The organism is Flavobacterium sp. LK-23, assembly GCF_058135255.1.
Genome location: NZ_JBYUVT010000003.1, coordinates 238665 through 256300, shown reverse-complemented (window position 1 = coordinate 256300; position 17636 = coordinate 238665). Strand labels below are relative to the sequence as shown.

Here is a 17636-nt window from a genome sequence, read left to right as displayed (position 1 = left end):
TACAAATTAGTATTTTACAACTCATCCTCGAAAATCTACAATTGGGTTATTATATATTTTTTAACGTTTAATGTTAAAATACATTTGCTTCATCAAAAACCAAAGATGACATGAAAACCAAATTATTTTTTACCCTTAGTTTTTTATTTTTTACTGCAGTAATTTTTGCTCAAAATACAATTTCAGGAAAAGTAGTAGATCAAAAAGGAAAACCAGTTGCAGGTGCAAACATATATATTGACGGAACTTATGATGGAGCAACAAGTTCTGAAACTGGAGGTTTCTCTTTTGAAACGACAGAAACAGGAAACAAATTTTTAGTAGTGAGCTTTTTGCTTTTTGAAACTTTCAAACAAGAAATTGATGTTGCCAATTATAAAGACCAAACGGTAAAATTAAGAGAAAATGTTAATGCTCTAGATGCGGTTGTGATTACAGCTGGAACTTTAGAATCTGGAGACAAGGCAAGAGTTTCTGTTTTAAAACCTCTGGATATTGTTACAACAGCTGGGTCTGCTGGAAATATCGTGGCGGCATTACAGACTTTGCCAGGAACGCAGTCAGTTGGGGAAGACGGACGTTTGTTTGTACGTGGAGGTGAGGCGAGCGAAACGCAGACTTTTGTTGACGGAATTCGTGTAGCACAGCCTTACGGTGCAACAACGAACAATTTACCAACAAGAAGCCGTTTTTCTCCTTTCTTATTTAGCGGAATCGCATTTTCTACGGGTGGTTATTCTGCAGAATATGGTGAAGCTTTATCAAGTGTTTTGCTTTTAAATACCCAAGATGAGGAAGATCATGAAAAAACAGATATAGGATTAATGACGGTTGGTTTGAGTTTGGGAAATACACAGAAATTCAAAAAAAGTTCTTTAAGCGTAAATATGGCTTATATCAACTTGGCTCCTTATCAGGCTGTGATTCCGCAAAATGTAGATTGGAATAATCCGTATCAATCGCTTGGAGGCGAAACGGTTTACAGATATAATTTCACAAATGGAATTTTTAAATTGTATGCTTCATTCGATTCTGAAAAATTCGATTTAAATCAGAAAAACGTCAATTTCGAAAACCCGATTCGAACCGACATGAACAATAACAACTTCTATTTGAATTCTTCATACAAAGGAAGTTTTGGAACAGGATGGCAGATTACTTCTGGGGTTAGTTACGGTTACAGCAAAAACAAACTTAAATATGATATCACGGGAGTTGATAGTCAGGAAAATGCAGCTCAGTTGAAATTGAAATTAAGCAAGAAATTTTCAAACTATTTTAAATTGTCTTTCGGAACAGATTATTTCATTACAAAATACAATGAAAATGTAGCCGATAATATTGCGCTTGATGTTACAAATGGTTACGATTCGAACATTTTTGCAGCATATACAGAAGGGGATGTTATGTTTTCTAAAAAACTAGCTTTAAAAGTAGGTTTGAGATTTTCTAATAACAGTTTGCTAAACGAAAACCATATTGCGCCAAGAGCCTCATTAGGATATAAAGCTTCAAAAAGCAGCCAGTTTTCTTTTGCTTACGGAGATTTTACTCAGACGCCAGTTGTAGATTATATTAAGTTTTCTAAATACCATCAGTTTGAAAGCGAAAAGGCAAGTCATTATATTTTGAATTATACGTTTACAAGACCTGGGCAAACCCTTAGAGCAGAGGCTTATTACAAAGATTACAGCAATTTAGTACAATACAACACAAGAGATATTCAGTACAATTCGGTTTTCAATAACAACGGATCGGGTTATGCAAAAGGATTGGATATTTTTTGGAGAGATAGCAATTTGTACAAAAACTTAGAATATTGGATTTCCTACTCTTATATCGATTCAGAAAGACAATATAAAAACTTTCCTTACCTGGCAACTCCAAGTTTTATTGCAAATCATAATTTATCTGTTGTAACGAAATATTTTATTACAGATTGGAAATCGCAAGTTGGTTTTACAAACAGTTTCAGTACAGGACGTCCGTACAATGATCCGAACCAGACGCAATTTATGAACGGAAAAACAAAATCATACAATAGTTTGAGTTTTAACTGGGCCTATTTATTAACAACACAAAAAATCCTTTATTTCTCGGTTTCAAATGTGTTAGGAACACAAAATGTTTTCGGATACGATTATGCTAGAAATCCAGATCCAAGTGGAGTGTATCAAAGACAAGCCGTGGTTCCAACAGCAGATAGATTCTTCTTCGTAGGTTTCTTCTGGACGATTAGCCAGAATAAAAATGAGAATCAGTTGAAAAACTTGTAGTTTTTGGTATAGATGCTAAGTTGCTAAGATTCTAAGATACTAAGAGAAAAACTTAGAATCTTAGCAACTCAGAATCTCAGAAACTTAAAAAAAACAATTCAGTAACTAAAATCAACAACTCAGTAGCATTTAATTTTAAAAGACTAAAAACCAACATACTTTTGAAGTGTAAATTAAAAAAGTCGCTAAGTGGCTAAGATTCTAAGATGCTAAGTTTAAAAAGCTTTGAAACTTAGATTTCTTACAAACTTAGAGGCTAAAAAAAGAGTTTTAATCATCAATTAAATTCGAGAGAATAAGTTGCTAAGACTCTAAGAAACTAAGAAAAAAACTTAGAAGCTTAGCAACTCAGAACCTTAGAATCTTAAAAAGAAAAACTTAGAATCTCAGAATCTTAGAACCTTAGTAACTTAAAAAAAGAAACCATGACCAAAATTATCACAATAACCATCTTATTTATCTGCAGCTTAATGTCTGCACAAAATACAAAATTAACTGTCGCTGTTTCAGGTTTAAAAAATGATACAGGAGTTGTAAAAGTGGGATTATATAATTCAGACGGAACTTTCCTTAAAACAACTTACAAAAGTTTGGCTTCGGAAATTAAAGACAATAAAGCAGTTGTAACTTTTGATAATCTTCCTGCGGGAGAATATGCAATTTCTACGTATCATGATGAAAACAGTAACCGAAAGCTGGATAGAAACGCAATGGGAATGCCAGTAGAAGAATATGCAGCTTCAAACAATGCAAAAGGATTTATGGGGCCTCCTTCGTATCAAGATGCTAAATTTAATGTCAGTAAAGATTCAAAAATTGAAATTGTATTCTAAAAAATAAATAACTAATCTATATAAACAAAACCATTAATAATTTATAAAATGAAAAAAATCATCACTTTAATCGCACTATTTGTAGTAGTAATAAGTTCAGCCCAGACACAATTTGAACAAGGAATGAATAAAGCATTCGGACTTTGGAAAGAAGGAAAAAATACAGAAGCTTCTGCTTTATTCGAAAGAATTGCGGCGGCTGAAAAAAACAGTTATCTGCCCAATTACTATGTAGCTTTGATCAATGCGACAGCTGTATTTACAGAAAAAGACAAAACTAAAATCGATTTATTATTGACAAAAGCGCAAGATGCATTAGATATCGAATTGATAAAGGATCAAGCCAATTCAGAATTATACGTAATGCAGGCTTTAATTTACACAGGATACGTTGTAGCCGATCCAATGACAAACGGGATGAAATATTCTGGTAAAGTGATGGAAGCTTACGCAAAAGCAAAAGCGCTAGACCCAAACAATCCGAGAGCCGTTTTTGGTGAAGCAGATTACCAATTAGGAGGTGCGAAATGGACAGGAGTAGATACAAAACCTTTATGCGCGCAAGTTGATAAATCTATTGAACTTTTTAATACTTTTAAACCAGCTACACCTTACGCTCCAAAATGGGGATTGGATAGAGCATTAGAAATTCAAAAAACTTGTAAATAATTCAATAGTTTATAAAACATTATGATATTAAAACCTAATTTGTTAAAAGCATGCTTCGTTGGAGGAATAGTATTTTTATTTTCTTTTCTAATTCGGTTCGCCTCTTTAGGGACAGCAGTTTTTACCAAGAATCTTTACATTTATTTCTTGTACTGCATGCTTTACAGTGTGGTTTTGTATATCGTAAACGTTGTTCTTTTTGAGTTTTTAGATAGGGTTTTTCGAGAAAATCCATATTCGCTAAAGAGAATCTTAATTGGTTTTGCAAGTTCGTTTTTAATATCGATGATTGTAATTGGAGTATTGCGTTTGTTTACAAGTGTAATAATCGAGAATAAAACAATCATAGGTTTTCTTGCCAATGAAAAAGCAGAAAATTATATCGAATCTGCAGTAATGACTTTTATTGTGCTTTTGTTTTTTCATGGACTTAATTTTTATAAACTCTATCAGGAAAATAAAGTAACGCAGCAGAAAATTATTGCGGGAACGGCAAATGCCAAATTCGAAAGTTTAAAAAATCAGATCGATCCGCATTTTCTTTTTAACAGCTTAAATGTTCTGAGTTCTTTAATAGAAGAAAATCCAGACAATGCGCAGCGTTTTACAACTTCTCTTTCTAAAATTTATCGATATGTTTTAGAACAGAAAGACAAAGAATTGGTTTCGGTTGAAGACGAATTGTCATTTGCAAAAACCTATATGAATCTGCTGAAAATGCGTTTCGAAAATAGTTTGTTTTACGAATTGCCAACAGAAAACATTAATCCAGAAGCCAAAGTGGTGCCACTTTCTTTACAGTTATTGCTGGAGAATACTGTAAAACACAATGTAGTAAGCGAACAAAAACCGCTTCATATTAGAATTTTTATTGATAAAGATTATCTGGCGATTCAGAATGATCTTCAGAAAAAAGAAGTTTTGCAGGATAGGCAAGGTGTCGGATTGCAAAATATTGTAAACAGATACGGAATTATAACAGATAGAAAAGTGAAAGTTGATCAGGATGAGAAGAATTTCACTGTTAGAATTCCAATTTTAACCAAACAAATTGCGGTTATGGAAATGAGTGCAGAATATACCGACGAAGCAAAAGCTTACTATAGAGCCAAAAAAAGAGTAGAGGAACTGAAAGGATTTTACGGAAATTTAATTTCATATTGTTGTGTGATTCCGTTCTTGGTTTTTATTAATCTAAAATTTTCACCAGGATTTCAATGGTTTTGGTTTTCAGCTTTAGGCTGGGGATTTGGAGTTGCAATGCATGCTTTTAAAGTTTTTGGATACAGCTCAGATTGGGAAGAAAGAAAAATTCGCGAGATTTTAGAGAAAGATAACAAACAAAAAACGTGGAAATAATGGAAAATAATTTCACAGAAACGGTTCGCTATTATGACGCTCAGAAAAAAGTAAAAGAGATAAGAGGATTTTACGAGCATTTGACTGTCTACGTTTTATGTAATCCGATTGTGATTGTGGTAAATTATATGACTTCTCCAGAATACCTTTGGTGGATTTGGTCTGTAATGGGCTGGGGAATAGCCATAATCTTGCACGGACTGAAAGTTTTTAGTCTTCCGCCTTTCTTTAATCAGAAATGGGAACAGAAAAAGATTCAGGAAATTCTAGAAAAAGAAAATAAACAACGATTAGAAAATAGTCATGGAAACAAATTTGAGTAACGATCAAGAAGAAGTTATCTTGAAAGATTTGGCAACCAAAAAAGTGATTCAGTTAAAATATTTTTACAAACACTTATTTGTTTATGCCATTGCAATGATCCTTTTTCTTTTAAAAGAATATACCTATCTGCCATTGCAATTTTTTCCGATAAAATATCTCAATTGGGTAGTTGTAATTATTTGGTCGGCTGTTATAGTGGGTTCTGCAATCGATTTGTTTGCTTCCTATAAGATTTTTGGACATGAATGGGAAGAACGAAAATTGAGAAGCATTTTAGAAAAAAAATATAAAAAACAAAAATGGGAATAATCATGGAAACGAATTTAAGCGAGGAAGAAAGATATATTCAGGCAAGAAAAAAAGTTGAAAATTTAAAAGGATTTTACGGAAATCTAGTTGCTTATATATTGGTAAACGCAATTTTGATTTTTATAAACCTTTATACATCACCTCAATATCTATGGTTTTTTTGGCCATTATTATGGTGGGGAGTTGGAGTAGTTTTTCACGGATTAAAAGTTTTTGAGGTTTTTCCAGGAATGGGTAAAGAATGGGAAGAAAGAAAAATCAAAGAGTTTATGGAGAAGGAAAAACAGAATAAAAATAAGTGGAAATAATTAAAATATAGTTATGGGACGTTTTAGAAGAAACATGTACGAAGATTACACCAAACAGCATTTTGGAGAATATACAGATGACGAAAATTATAATGCAGCTTATAGAAGAGTAAAAAAACTGAAAGGATTTTACTCACACCTTAAAGTTTACATTATTGTCAATATCATCATCATTGTATCCAGTTTAACCCGAGATAATTCTAATGTAGGATTGGACTTTAGCGGTTTGACGGAATGGCACACGTACTCTACTGCACTTTTCTGGGGAATTGGTTTACTAGCTCACGGATTATCTGTATTTGGTACTGATTGGTTTTTTGGATCAGATTGGGAGAAAAGAAAAATCCAAAAATACATGGAAAAAGAGACCGCAAATAAAAATAAATGGGAGTAACTTTGACTTCATAATTTTTTCAAATTTCACATTATAGTAAATGATCACATTAATTATAGAAGACGAAAAACCAGCGGCGAGATTGTTGCAAAGAAAACTTGAAAAGTTAGATGTAACCGTAGAAACAATGCTTCACTCTGTTGAAGAATCGGTTCATTGGTTTGAAAATAATCCACATCCAGATTTGATTTTTTTGGATATCCAGCTGTCAGATGGTTTATCATTTGAGATTTTTGAAAAAATAGATATCAAAAGCGCTATCATTTTTACAACGGCGTATGATGAGTACGCTTTAAAAGCTTTTAAATTAAATAGCATAGATTATCTTCTCAAACCTATTGATGAAGACGATCTAGAAACAGCGGTTTCAAAATATAAATCTCGCCTTCCAAAAACAGCAGAAACTTCAAATTTGCAATTGGACTTTGAGCAGATTCGACAGATGTTATCTAATCCTTTTGAAAAGACATACAAAAAGAGGTTTACGGTTAAAATTGGTCAGCATTTAAAAGTCATTACTACAGAAGAAATAGAATGTTTTTTTAGTGAAAACAAAGGAACTTACATTCATACCTACGACAATCGCGATTATTTGATCGATTCGACTTTGGAGATTTTAGAACAAGAACTCGATAAGAAGGATTTCTTTCGCGTAAGCAGAAAATTTATTATTCCGTTAAAAGCAATTAAAGAAATTCAGGTTTATACTAATTCTCGACTTAAAGTGATTCTTCCAACTTATAAGGAAGATGAGGTCATTGTAAGCCGAGAAAAAGTACAAGATTTTAAGACTTGGTTGGGATAGAAGCTTTTATTAAAATTAGAAATTCAACAGATTTTAATTTAATAAAACCCCAGAGGGGTGAAATATTTATAGAATTGCAATAAACAATTAAAATAAGCTCCGGAGGAGCGGCATATATTAAAACTGAAAAAAATAAATATGTCGCTCCGCTGGAGCTTTATATTGTAAACTTTTATCTTTTGCTATAAATATTTCGCTTCTCCGAAGCTCATAAAAAAAGCTGTCTCAAAAGACAGCTTTTTTATGTTTTAATATATTCGATTTTATTTGCTCAATCTATGCAATGTATATGTCATTGCACTCAAAAGGAAAAACGCCATAATCTGGTGAATTAATCCTAAAGCCAATGGCACGCTGTATAATAAAGTGAAAACGCCCAATAAAAACTGAATGAAAACAAAAACGACTAAAGTTTTGATTCCGTTTGCTTGTGTATGTGTAAGCGTATATTTTTTGCTTTTGAAGAAAAGGAAAAGAATAATCGCGACTACTACATAAGCAAAAGTTCTGTGTACAAACTGAACACCACTTTTTCCTTCAATTAAGTTTTTTACTAAAGAAGATTGCTCAATAAAAACCGATTCGTGAATAAATTCTCCGTCACTCATTAAAGGCCAGTGATTATGAATTAGTCCCGCATTTAAACCTGCTACAAATCCGCCGTAAATGATTTGAATTAGAAGAGCAACCAAAGCATAACGCGCAATATTTCTAAGCGGTAAAATCTTGTTGATATTTCTTTCTGGATAAATCAAATCAAGCGCAACCCAAAGTGTGTATGCGAAAGTAATGAATGCAAAAGTTAAGTGTAAAGAAAGTCTAAAGTGGCTTACATCTGGATTGTCAATTAATCCGCTTCTTACCATAAACCAACCTAAAAATCCTTGGAAAGCTCCCATTGCCAAAAGAACGATACATTTTTTAATCGTATCTGTATCTAATTTCTTTTTGGCTAAAAAGTAAACAAACGGAACAAAGAAAACTAAGCCAATAATACGTCCGATAAAACGGTGAAACCATTCCCAAAAATAAATAAATTTATAGTCGGCTAATTGAAAATCGTTATGAATGTTGATTTTCTGATACTCTGGAAATTTTTTGTACTCGTCAAAGGCGGCTTGCCATTTGGCGTCTGTTAAAGGCGGAAAGGTATCGGTTACCAAATGCCAATCCGTCATTGATAAACCTGAATTGGTTAAACGGGTAATTCCTCCCACGACAACCATTAAAAACAATAAAACACAGCCTGATAGTAACCAAATGATTACTGATTTATTCTCTTTTTTCATTTTATTAAATAATACTTATTTCTCAACTTTTTTTAAGCCCAATTTCTCCGCTCTTTTAATCACAAAATCATAAGCCGCCTGATATTCATTCGGTATAACACCTTCCAAAATAGCTTCTTTTACTGCTTCTTTTAAAATTCCGATTTCACGTGAAGGTTTTAAATCGAACATTTCCATAATTTCTTCTCCAGAAATAGGAGGCTGGAAATTACGAACATGATCTCGTTCTTCTACTTCAACGATTTTCTTGCGTACGAGTTCGAAATTTTTATGATATTTCTTGAATTTTGCTGGATTTTTGGTTGTGATATCTGCCTCGCACAAAGTCATTAAATTTTCTACATCTTCACCAGCATCAAAAACCAAACGGCGAACCGCGCTGTCGGTTACAATATCCTGCGCCAAAACAATGGGACGTGAACTCATAATAACCATTTTCTGTACAAACTTCATCTTGTGGTTCAATGGCATGTGCAAACGTTCAAAGATTTTCTTTGCCATTTTTCCGCCCAAGAATTCGTGTCCGTGAAAAGTCCAACCTTGTTTTTTGGTGAAACGTTTAGTGGGTGCTTTCCCAATATCGTGTAATAATGCCGACCAGCGTAACCAAACATCATTTGTATTTGGACAAATATTGTCGACAACTTCCAAAGTATGGTAGAAATTGTTTTTATGCGTATGACCTTCAATTTCTTCAACCTGATTCAAAGCGGTCAATTCAGGTAAAATAATATCCAAAAGGCCTGTTTTGTATAAAAGTAAAAATCCTGTAGAAGGTTTATCCGTCATAAGAATTTTGTTTAATTCATCAACGATTCTTTCGCCAGAAATAATTTTAATGCGATCTGCATTTTTTGTAATTGCATTCAAAGAATTTTCTTCGATTTCGAAATTCAATTGCGTTGCAAAACGAATCGCACGAAGCATTCGCAAAGGATCATCAGAATAAGTAATATCTGGATCCAAAGGCGTTTTGATTGTTTTATTTTCTAAATCTCTTAAACCATCAAAAGGGTCTAAAAGATCTCCAAAATTGTTTTTATTTAAAGATAAAGCAAAAGCATTGATTGTAAAATCACGACGGTTTTGATCATCCTGCAAAGTTCCGTTTTCCACAATCGGATTTCGGCTATCACGATTATATGATTCTTTTCGGGCACCAACAAATTCAATATCCGTATCTTCAAAACGAAGCATGGCAGTTCCGTAAGTTTTAAAAACCTGAACTTTTGGTTTATTCGGAAGTAAATCGGAAACTTTAAGCGCTAATTCGATGCCGCTTCCAACAGCAACTACATCAATATCTTTTTTAGAACCTCGATTTAAAAGCAAATCACGAACAAATCCTCCTATCACATAAGAGTCGATTTTTAATTCCTGAGAAGCTTTCGAAATAACATCGAAGATTTTGTTTTGTAAAGCAGTTTTGTAATTTGTTTGTATCGCCACGAATTCATTAATTTTTATAAAATAATACGTTTATGTTCAAGTGAGGTAGAATTAAAGTTTGCTAAAATGGCTAATTTATTTTTGGAAACTTTTAGATAATTAAGACATTGTGAAATGTATTTTGGATGTAAATAATCGCTTGATTTTATTTCAAGTATAATTTGATCAAACAAAACAAAATCAGCATAAAATTTATGATCTAATATTATGTCTTTATAATTTACCAAATATTCTTTTTCTCTTTCAAATGGAATATTGGCTTTCTTGAATTCATATTCTAAAGCATCTTTATATACAATTTCAGAAAAGCCTCCACCTAAATTTCTATGAACATCAAATAAAATTCCCATTATCTGATAGCTTTCCTGCTGATACAATATTTTTGACATAGTCTAAATTTTTTCCGCCACGAATTCACGAATTTTTCTAATTAATTTTTTAAAAAGTTAATTCGTGAATTTGTGGCTATTATTTAGAATACAACTTTCAATTTTTGTATTGAAAATGTTTTTGGAATTTTATGGTTGCAAATTTACAACATAGAAAATGCCTTTTATAATCTACAGCCTAATTTTTTGAGTAAATTCACAATTTTTCAATTCAATTTTATGAAAATAAAAAACACTGATGGCGACCTATACGAATTAATCTAAATTTTCCGCCACGAATTCACGAATTAATTTTAATCCATTTCGAATAAATTAGAGTAATGAATTACCCGAATTCATTCGAAATTAAACTCAAAGATTGTAAAAAATGAATTCGTGAATTCGTGGCAAAAAAAAAATATACGCTCATAGAACAAATCAATTACGATAATCTGTTTTTAGAAATGCAATTTGTATTTTTGAATCATAGAAAAATGCACACATGAAAATTGTTATATCTCCAGCGAAATCATTGAATTTCGAAAAAGAATTACCAACATCTCAATATACAGAACCTTCATTCTTAAAAGAAGCAAGAGTGGTTCATAAAGTAGTAAAAGAAAAAAAGCCTTCTGAATTATCAGAATTAATGTCTATCTCAGACAAACTAGCCGATTTAAACTGGAAGAGAAATCAGGAGTGGAAAACGCCTTTCACATCAGAAAATGCTCGTCCGGCAGTTTATACTTTCGATGGCGACGTTTATACAGGTTTAGATGCTTATACAATTCCGTTAGAAAAACTAGATGATTTACAAGATAAACTTCGAATTCTATCAGGTCTTTACGGTCTTTTGAAACCGCTTGATTTAATGCAGGCTTACCGTTTGGAAATGGGAACAAAAATGCCGGTTGGTGAATCTAAAAATCTGCATGAATTCTGGAAACCAACTGTGACTAAAGCTTTGAATAAAGAATTGAAAAAAGACGAATTGTTTGTGAATTTAGCGAGCAATGAATATTTTTCGGCGGTTGATGTAAAAGCTTTAAAAGTTCCTGTAATCACTCCAGATTTCAAGGATTATAAAGATGGAAAGCTAAAAATGATCAGTTTCTTTGCGAAAAAGGCCAGAGGTATGATGGTTCGTTATATTATCGATACAAACGCTGAAACTATTGACGATTTAAAAGGTTTCAATTACGATGGATATCAGTTTGATGCGAATCTTTCTAAAGGGAATCACTTAGTTTTTACAAGGTAACTTTTTTAAGGCGCTGAGGTTCTAAGCTTTTTAGACCGAAAAGGCACAAAGTTTAACGCAAAGTTCGCAAAGTTTTTTATGATAAAGCTTTGCGAACTTTGCGTTTTTTGGCCTCTTAAAAATATAATCTTTGCGTCCTTTGCGGTTAAAATTAAAATAAAAAACAACGCCGAATTCAATTAAGAATTCGGCGTTTATGCGTATTATAAAATTATTATTATCATTAATGCATTGCGTCGGCTGCACTAATTTTGTTCTTCCCTTTTTTAATAAAGAGAATAATCGGTATGCAACATAAAAACATGATTCCTAAATAAAGGAAAATATCCATATATGCCATTACAGTACTTTGCTTCATGACTGACATTTCAATAGCTTGATACGCTTTTTTCAAAGCAACATCTGCACTATATCCTTTTGCCATGAACGCGTGCTGCATTCCTGCAATTCGTTGCTGTACTTCAAACTTGGCAGGATCTAGGTTATTAATTAAATCTACTCTATGCGATTGGCTGAAACGTGTGATGAAAGTCGTAATGATCGCGATACCAAAAGACCCGCCTAACTGACGCATCATTCCTGTAAATGCTGCTCCTTCACCAATTTGTTTTCCTTTCAAAGTAGAAAGAGAAAGTGTTGTAATAGGTACGAAAAGTAGTCCTAAACCAATACCTCTTAAAATTAAAGGCCAATACATATGTTCAACTCCTGTATCTGGTGTCATTCGGCTATACATCATAAAAGTAAAGAAGAAGAAAACTAAAAATCCTACTCCAACCATATAACCTTGCGGTACACCTTTCTGAATCATATTTCCCACAAATGGCATCATGATCGCCGTTGTAATAGATCCAGGAATCAATAATAATCCTGCATCAGTTGCTGTCCATCCTAAAATAGACTGCGTGTAAATCGGAATGATTAATGTTGAACCATAAAGACCAAAACCAAGAATAAAACACATTATAGTTCCAATTCTAAGGTTACCATCTTTTAAAACGCTTAAGTTTACGATCGGATGTTTGTAGGTAAGCTCTCTCCAAATAAAAAGAACCAATCCTAAAACTGTCACAACACTTAAGGTTACAATAAGTGAATCGTTAAACCAGTCGTCTTGCTGTCCGTGCTCTAAAACGAATTGTAAAGAACCGATAAAGGCACTCAACAGAATGATTCCCCACCAGTCAACCTGATTGGCTTTTAGTTTTTCTCCATATTTCGGACTTCTAACAAATGTTAAAGCCAAAATAGTTGCAATAATTCCCAACGGAATATTGATATAGAAAATATAAGGCCAGGAATAATTATCTACTAAATATCCTCCCAAAGGAGGACCTAGAGTTGGACCAACAATTACACCCATACCGTAAATAGCCTGTGCCATTCCACGTTTTGCTACTGGGTAACTTTCTGTAATAATCGTTTGGGCTGTTACTAGTAAAGCTCCTCCACCCATACCTTGTACGAAACGGAAAGCTACAAGCTCCCAAATATTTGTGGCATTACCACACAAAAAAGAACAGACTGTAAATATTATAATGGAAGCCACAAAATAGTTACGTCTTCCAAATTGCTGCGATAGCCAGCTCGTCATCGGAATTACAATAACATTCGCAATAGCGTATGCTGTAATTACCCATGCCACATCGGTCAAGGTAGCACCAAGACTTCCGCGCATGTCAGTTAGCGCTACGTTTACAATCGTAGTATCTACAATTTCCAGCAGTGCACAAAGTACTGCTGTAATCGTAATGACAACACGTCTAAAACCGTATTCTACTAAATCGTCATCTTGTACTGCTGTTGCCATTTATTTTATTTCAAATGTACATCTACATCAACATTCATTCCTGGTCTTAAAAGTTTTACTTTCTCAGGATCGTTTGATTCATCTATACTAATTTTTACTGGTAATCTCTGAATTGTTTTTACGAAGTTTCCTGTTGCATTGTCAGGAGGTAATAATGAAAAACGAGATCCTGTAGCAGGTGAGAAAGAAGTTACAGTACCTTTAAACTCATAGTTTGGATACGCATCTACTTTTAAACTTACTTTTTGTCCCACAACCATTTTGTTTAATTGTGTTTCTTTAAAGTTTGCTACAACCCAAGCTTCGTTGTTGTTAATGATGTAGAATAAAGATTGTCCTGGCTGAACCAATTGTCCTGGCTGAATATCAACTTTAGAAACTTGACCATCAATTGCAGCAGTTACTACGGTATAAGAAAGGTTTAAGTGAGCCACATCAAGCATTGTTTTTGCTTTTTTGATATTTGCTGCAGCAACTTCTGTTTGTTTGTCTGAAACTTTAGATTTTGACTGAATAACAGATTTTTGGTAAGAAGTAGCTTTTTGTTGTTGCTCTAAAACACGTACTTGGTTTTCTGCTTCTTCTTTTGCTGTTAAAGCTTGCTCATATTGTTGTTTTGTAATAGTATGAGTTTTGTACAAGTTGTTGTAACGGTTGTAATCGTTTGTAAGCTGTCTCAATCTAATTCTTGCACTTTCGATAGAACCGGTTGCAGATCTCATTTGAGCATCAGATACTGAGATGCTTGCATAAGCACTTCCAATATCAGCTTTTGCAGCTTCGTACTGACCTTCAGCACCTAACAAAGCAGCATTAGCTTCATCAATCTTTAATTGATAATCTCTCTTGTCAATAGTAAATAAAGTATCTCCTTTTTTTACATAATCATTATCTTTCACATAAACTTTGCTGATATATCCTGAAACTCTCGGGATAATCGGGTTCATTTTTTTCTCGATTTGAGCATCATCCGTTTCTTCGTGAGCTTGACCGTGTAGGTATTTAGATATTCCGTAAGTTCCGCCTCCTAAAATCAGAACTGCAAGTATGATGATGAATTTTTTATTTGTTTTTTTCTTTTCCATGAGAGCTATCGATTATATTTTAGAAAGATTGAATGATTGTGATAATTGTCCTGATACTGAAAGTAATTCGTAATATTTTTGAATAATGGTTGCTTTGGCTACAGCAGTGTTGATTTTGGCACTTAATTGTTCAACATCAGCTTCAACCAAATCATTGGTGTCAGCAAGACCGTTGTCAAATTTATCTTTTACCAATCGGTAATTTTCTGCAGCCTGTTGAAGCGCTTCTTCGTAAACCACACTTTGATTTATAGCCAAGTCATAATCTTCAATAGATTTTTGAACTTCAACTTTAATGCGGTCTGTCATGATTGATTCTGTATTTTTTACTTCAAGAGCTTTACTTTCAGCCTCTCTTACGTGTGCACTGTTTTTTAGAATTCCAGATAAATCATAAGATAAGCCTAAACCAAAATTCATTGCATATTTTACAGTAATAATATCTTTAAGATCTAGAGCAGTATAGCCTCCAAGTAATGAAAGCGTTGGGTAGTATCCTGCTTTTGCAATCTTAACACTTGCCTCAGAAGCTTTTTGTTGTAAACGAATTGCTTCTAAATCTTTTCTGTTTTCAAGAGCCATTGCATCTGTTGTAGGTGCACCAGTCGTTTTCAAATTGAAAAAATCATCCTCATTTACCTGTATTTTTGCAGTTGGGTTTAATTTAAGCAATGTTGTCAAATAGAAATTGATGTTATTGATATTGTTATTAGCTTCATCGATTGATAATTGTGTTTTTGAAACTAACAATTGCGCTTTCAATAAATCATTTCTTGGGATAATTCCGTTTTTCTCCAACTCTGTAAAATCAGTAACACGTTGTTTAGCACTTTTTTGATTTTCGTTTAGAGCATCTAAAGTTTTTTGGGCTTTGTATAAAGCGGTGTAATAAGTAATTACTCTTAAAGCAACATCTTCCTTTGTCTTTGCGGCGTTTGCAGTTTCAGCTTCATACATACTGTCGTAAGCATCAATACTGCTTTGTATTTTAAATCCTGCAAAAATTGGTAAACTTAAATTGGCCATACCAAGCATTGCTCGGTCTGGAGAAGCTAGAGAAGCACTTTGACCCTGATTTGGTAGATCAATAGAAGCCTTTGTAAGACGTTGATACTGACCAGATATTTTTAAATCAGGATATTGGTTATTCTTAACCGTCTGTAATTCGTATTTTTTTGTGTTTACCTTAGTGTTGGCAAGCGTAACTTCGTCACTCTTTTCCCATGCCATTTTCACGGCTTCGCCTAAGGTTAAACTTGTTTTTTCTTGTGCTTCTACTGAAGATATTCCAATAAAGAAAACTCCAAAGAGCATTAATTGACTAATTTTCATAAACAAGTAGCGCTTTTATAGTTTGTTGAATGTGCTTTGTAAGATCGTTTTTAATGTAATTGTTAAACATTTCTTCGGTTTTTAAATCAAATATTTCTTCGAAGAAAGAGCGATTCATGTGAAAGTGAAAAAAGGTTCCGATAATTGTTGGTGTAATGAGCTGGATATTTACATCTTTTCTAAAAACCCCAAGAGCCTGGCCTTGTTTAATAATGCTTTCAACCGATTTTAAATTTCCTTTTTTGAGCTCAGTAAAAGCTTGAAGGCTTTTTTCTCTCTTTTTGTTATAAAGTTCAAAGTGTAAAACCCTGTAAATCCCTTTGTTAAGGCAAATTCTGTTGATGTAAATTTCGATTAATTTATTGACTTTTTCAAGAGGTTCTAGATCTTCTTGTAATAAATTTTCGAGTTGTAGTTTTAAATCGACAGTTTTGTGAAAAATAAGAGCTTCCAGTAATCTCTCTTTTGAACCAAAATAATAAGAGACCATAGCAATGTTAATTTTGGCCTCTTTAGAGATATCCCGTATCGATGTACCCTCAAATCCTTTCTCAGAAAATAGCCTTTCTGCAACATTAAGAATCTGAATTTTTTTATCGTTCAATTCGATGTGTGACATGGTATTGTTTCTAATCGGATGCAAAATTAAACACTTGTTTAATTTAAACACTTGTTTAATTTTATTTTAACACAATATTAACATAAAGCGTTTTCGATAATTTATGTTAAATCGGGCATTAATTAGTTAAAATAAAAAAGCCTGAAAACTCTATTTTTCAGGCTTTTTTTCGCAATCTTGTCATTTCGACGAAGGAGAAATCTCCACAAGTAGCTCCGTAAAGTGAAATCCAATCTTTGTCGATTTTGTAACGAAGATTTCTCCTTCGTCGAAATGACAAACTAAACGGATATTATATTTTTAATCAGATGTATTTATCGAATCTCTCCAACAAATTCTTCAATTTTTCCGCTTCCTTTTTCACTCAAATGTTTGATAAAGGCACTTCCAATAATAGCGCCTTTTGCATACTTTGTTGCCTGATTAAAAGTTTCTTTATTAGAAATTCCGAAACCAACTATTTGAGGATTTTTTAAATTTAGATTAGCGATTCTTTCAAAATAGCTTTCTTGAACATCTCCAAAACCAGATTGAGATCCCGTAACACTTGCAGAACTTACCATGTAGATAAATCCGTTTGAAACGCTATCAATAAAACGAATACGTTCGTATGAAGTTTGAGGCGTAATTAAGAAAACATTGATCAAACCATATTTTTCAAAAATCGCTTTGTATTCATCTGCATAAACATCAACTGGAAGATCTGGAATAATTAAACCGTCAATTCCAATTTCAGCACATTTCTGGCAAAAAGCTTCAACCCCGTATTGTAACATCGGATTAAAATATCCCATGATAATCAACGGAATTTTTACGCTTTCGCGAATGTTCTTCAGTTGATCAAAAAGAATTTGCGTTGTCATTCCGTTATGAAGCGCTGTTGTAGAACTCGCCTGAATCGTTGGTCCATCTGCCAAAGGATCACTAAAAGGAAGTCCGATTTCGATTAAATCAACTCCGTTTTTTTCTAAATCCTGAATAATCTGCACCGTATCATTTAAATTCGGATATCCCGCAGAAAAATAGATCGAAAGGATCTTTTTATCTTCTTGTAATTTTTGAGTTATTCTGTTCATTTTTATATTTTTTCTCCTGCAAGGTTTTCAAAACCTTGTAGGTATGTTTATATTTTCTTTTTTGCCAAAG

The 17636-nt window shown here is 33.2% G+C and carries 18 protein-coding genes; 10 read left to right on the top strand and 8 right to left on the bottom strand.

Annotated features, from left to right (window positions below):
- Positions 1 to 110 precede the first annotated feature (110 nt).
- The 9 genes from AC3Y25_RS06745 (at position 111) to AC3Y25_RS06705 (ending at position 7277) form a co-directional block, all read left to right on the top strand.
- Positions 111 to 2276 (top strand): TonB-dependent receptor, encoded by a 2166-nt coding sequence (locus AC3Y25_RS06745; protein ID WP_489902196.1) that lies wholly within the window; start codon positions 111 to 113, stop codon positions 2274 to 2276.
- A 425-nt stretch (positions 2277 to 2701) separates the two neighbouring features.
- Complete coding sequence (locus AC3Y25_RS06740) at positions 2702 to 3109, top strand: DUF2141 domain-containing protein (protein WP_489902195.1); 408 nt, start codon at positions 2702 to 2704, stop codon at positions 3107 to 3109.
- A gap of 48 nt (positions 3110 to 3157) precedes the next feature.
- Positions 3158 to 3778 (top strand): hypothetical protein, encoded by a 621-nt coding sequence (locus tag AC3Y25_RS06735; RefSeq protein ID WP_095930994.1) that lies wholly within the window; start codon positions 3158 to 3160, stop codon positions 3776 to 3778.
- A 21-nt stretch (positions 3779 to 3799) separates the two neighbouring features.
- Complete coding sequence (locus tag AC3Y25_RS06730) at positions 3800 to 5137, top strand: 2TM domain-containing protein (RefSeq protein ID WP_095930993.1); 1338 nt, start codon at positions 3800 to 3802, stop codon at positions 5135 to 5137.
- The gene (locus AC3Y25_RS06725; RefSeq protein ID WP_489902194.1) at positions 5137 to 5460 is read left to right on the top strand and encodes a 2TM domain-containing protein; all 324 of its coding nucleotides are present in this window, start codon (positions 5137 to 5139) and stop codon (positions 5458 to 5460) included. The genes AC3Y25_RS06730 and AC3Y25_RS06725 overlap by 1 nt, the downstream gene beginning before the upstream one ends.
- Positions 5441 to 5770 carry a 2TM domain-containing protein gene (locus AC3Y25_RS06720; protein ID WP_489902193.1) on the top strand — a complete coding sequence of 110 codons (330 nt, stop codon included), beginning with the start codon at positions 5441 to 5443 and terminating at the stop codon, positions 5768 to 5770. Before AC3Y25_RS06725 ends, AC3Y25_RS06720 begins: the two co-directional genes overlap by 20 nt.
- Before the next feature lie 2 nt (positions 5771 to 5772).
- Positions 5773 to 6078, top strand: coding sequence for a 2TM domain-containing protein (locus tag AC3Y25_RS06715; RefSeq protein ID WP_248727832.1), 306 nt, complete (start codon positions 5773 to 5775; stop codon positions 6076 to 6078).
- 13 nt (positions 6079 to 6091) lie between these two features.
- Positions 6092 to 6472: a 2TM domain-containing protein gene (locus tag AC3Y25_RS06710; protein ID WP_489902192.1), complete on the top strand. Its 381-nt coding sequence runs from the start codon at positions 6092 to 6094 to the stop codon at positions 6470 to 6472.
- A 40-nt stretch (positions 6473 to 6512) separates the two neighbouring features.
- The gene (locus tag AC3Y25_RS06705) at positions 6513 to 7277 is read left to right on the top strand and encodes a LytR/AlgR family response regulator transcription factor (RefSeq protein ID WP_489902191.1); all 765 of its coding nucleotides are present in this window, start codon (positions 6513 to 6515) and stop codon (positions 7275 to 7277) included.
- 263 nt (positions 7278 to 7540) lie between these two features.
- Here AC3Y25_RS06705 and AC3Y25_RS06700 read toward each other — a convergent pair whose 3' ends face one another.
- The 3 genes from AC3Y25_RS06700 to AC3Y25_RS06690 are packed head-to-tail and all read right to left on the bottom strand — an operon-like array spanning position 7541 to position 10404.
- The gene (locus AC3Y25_RS06700) at positions 7541 to 8566 is read right to left on the bottom strand and encodes a COX15/CtaA family protein (RefSeq protein ID WP_095930986.1); all 1026 of its coding nucleotides are present in this window, start codon (positions 8564 to 8566) and stop codon (positions 7541 to 7543) included.
- A 15-nt stretch (positions 8567 to 8581) separates the two neighbouring features.
- Positions 8582 to 10015, bottom strand: a complete 1434-nt coding sequence (locus tag AC3Y25_RS06695; protein ID WP_489902190.1) for a CCA tRNA nucleotidyltransferase — start codon at positions 10013 to 10015, stop codon at positions 8582 to 8584.
- A gap of 14 nt (positions 10016 to 10029) precedes the next feature.
- Positions 10030 to 10404, bottom strand: coding sequence for a GxxExxY protein (locus AC3Y25_RS06690; protein WP_095930985.1), 375 nt, complete (start codon positions 10402 to 10404; stop codon positions 10030 to 10032).
- A 481-nt stretch (positions 10405 to 10885) separates the two neighbouring features.
- Here AC3Y25_RS06690 and yaaA point away from each other — a divergent pair, with 481 nt between their 5' ends.
- Entirely contained in the window at positions 10886 to 11644 is a 759-nt protein-coding gene (gene yaaA / locus AC3Y25_RS06685; RefSeq protein ID WP_427874882.1) for a peroxide stress protein YaaA, read from the top strand.
- Positions 11645 to 11867: 223 nt separating this feature from the next.
- Here yaaA and AC3Y25_RS06680 read toward each other — a convergent pair whose 3' ends face one another.
- The 5 genes from AC3Y25_RS06680 to trpA form a co-directional block, all read right to left on the bottom strand.
- Positions 11868 to 13454, bottom strand: a complete 1587-nt coding sequence (locus tag AC3Y25_RS06680; RefSeq protein WP_250837043.1) for an MDR family MFS transporter — start codon at positions 13452 to 13454, stop codon at positions 11868 to 11870.
- Between the two features lie 5 nt (positions 13455 to 13459).
- Complete coding sequence (locus AC3Y25_RS06675; RefSeq protein ID WP_095929088.1) at positions 13460 to 14539, bottom strand: HlyD family secretion protein; 1080 nt, start codon at positions 14537 to 14539, stop codon at positions 13460 to 13462.
- A 12-nt stretch (positions 14540 to 14551) separates the two neighbouring features.
- On the bottom strand, positions 14552 to 15871 hold the full coding sequence (locus AC3Y25_RS06670) for a TolC family protein (RefSeq protein ID WP_489902189.1): 1320 nt from the start codon (positions 15869 to 15871) through the stop codon (positions 14552 to 14554).
- Positions 15861 to 16490 (bottom strand): TetR/AcrR family transcriptional regulator, encoded by a 630-nt coding sequence (locus AC3Y25_RS06665; RefSeq protein ID WP_202006228.1) that lies wholly within the window; start codon positions 16488 to 16490, stop codon positions 15861 to 15863. Before AC3Y25_RS06665 ends, AC3Y25_RS06670 begins: the two co-directional genes overlap by 11 nt.
- 314 nt (positions 16491 to 16804) lie before the next feature.
- On the bottom strand, positions 16805 to 17566 hold the full coding sequence (gene trpA, locus AC3Y25_RS06660) for a tryptophan synthase subunit alpha (RefSeq protein WP_489902188.1): 762 nt from the start codon (positions 17564 to 17566) through the stop codon (positions 16805 to 16807).
- Between the last annotated feature and the right edge of the window lie 70 nt (positions 17567 to 17636).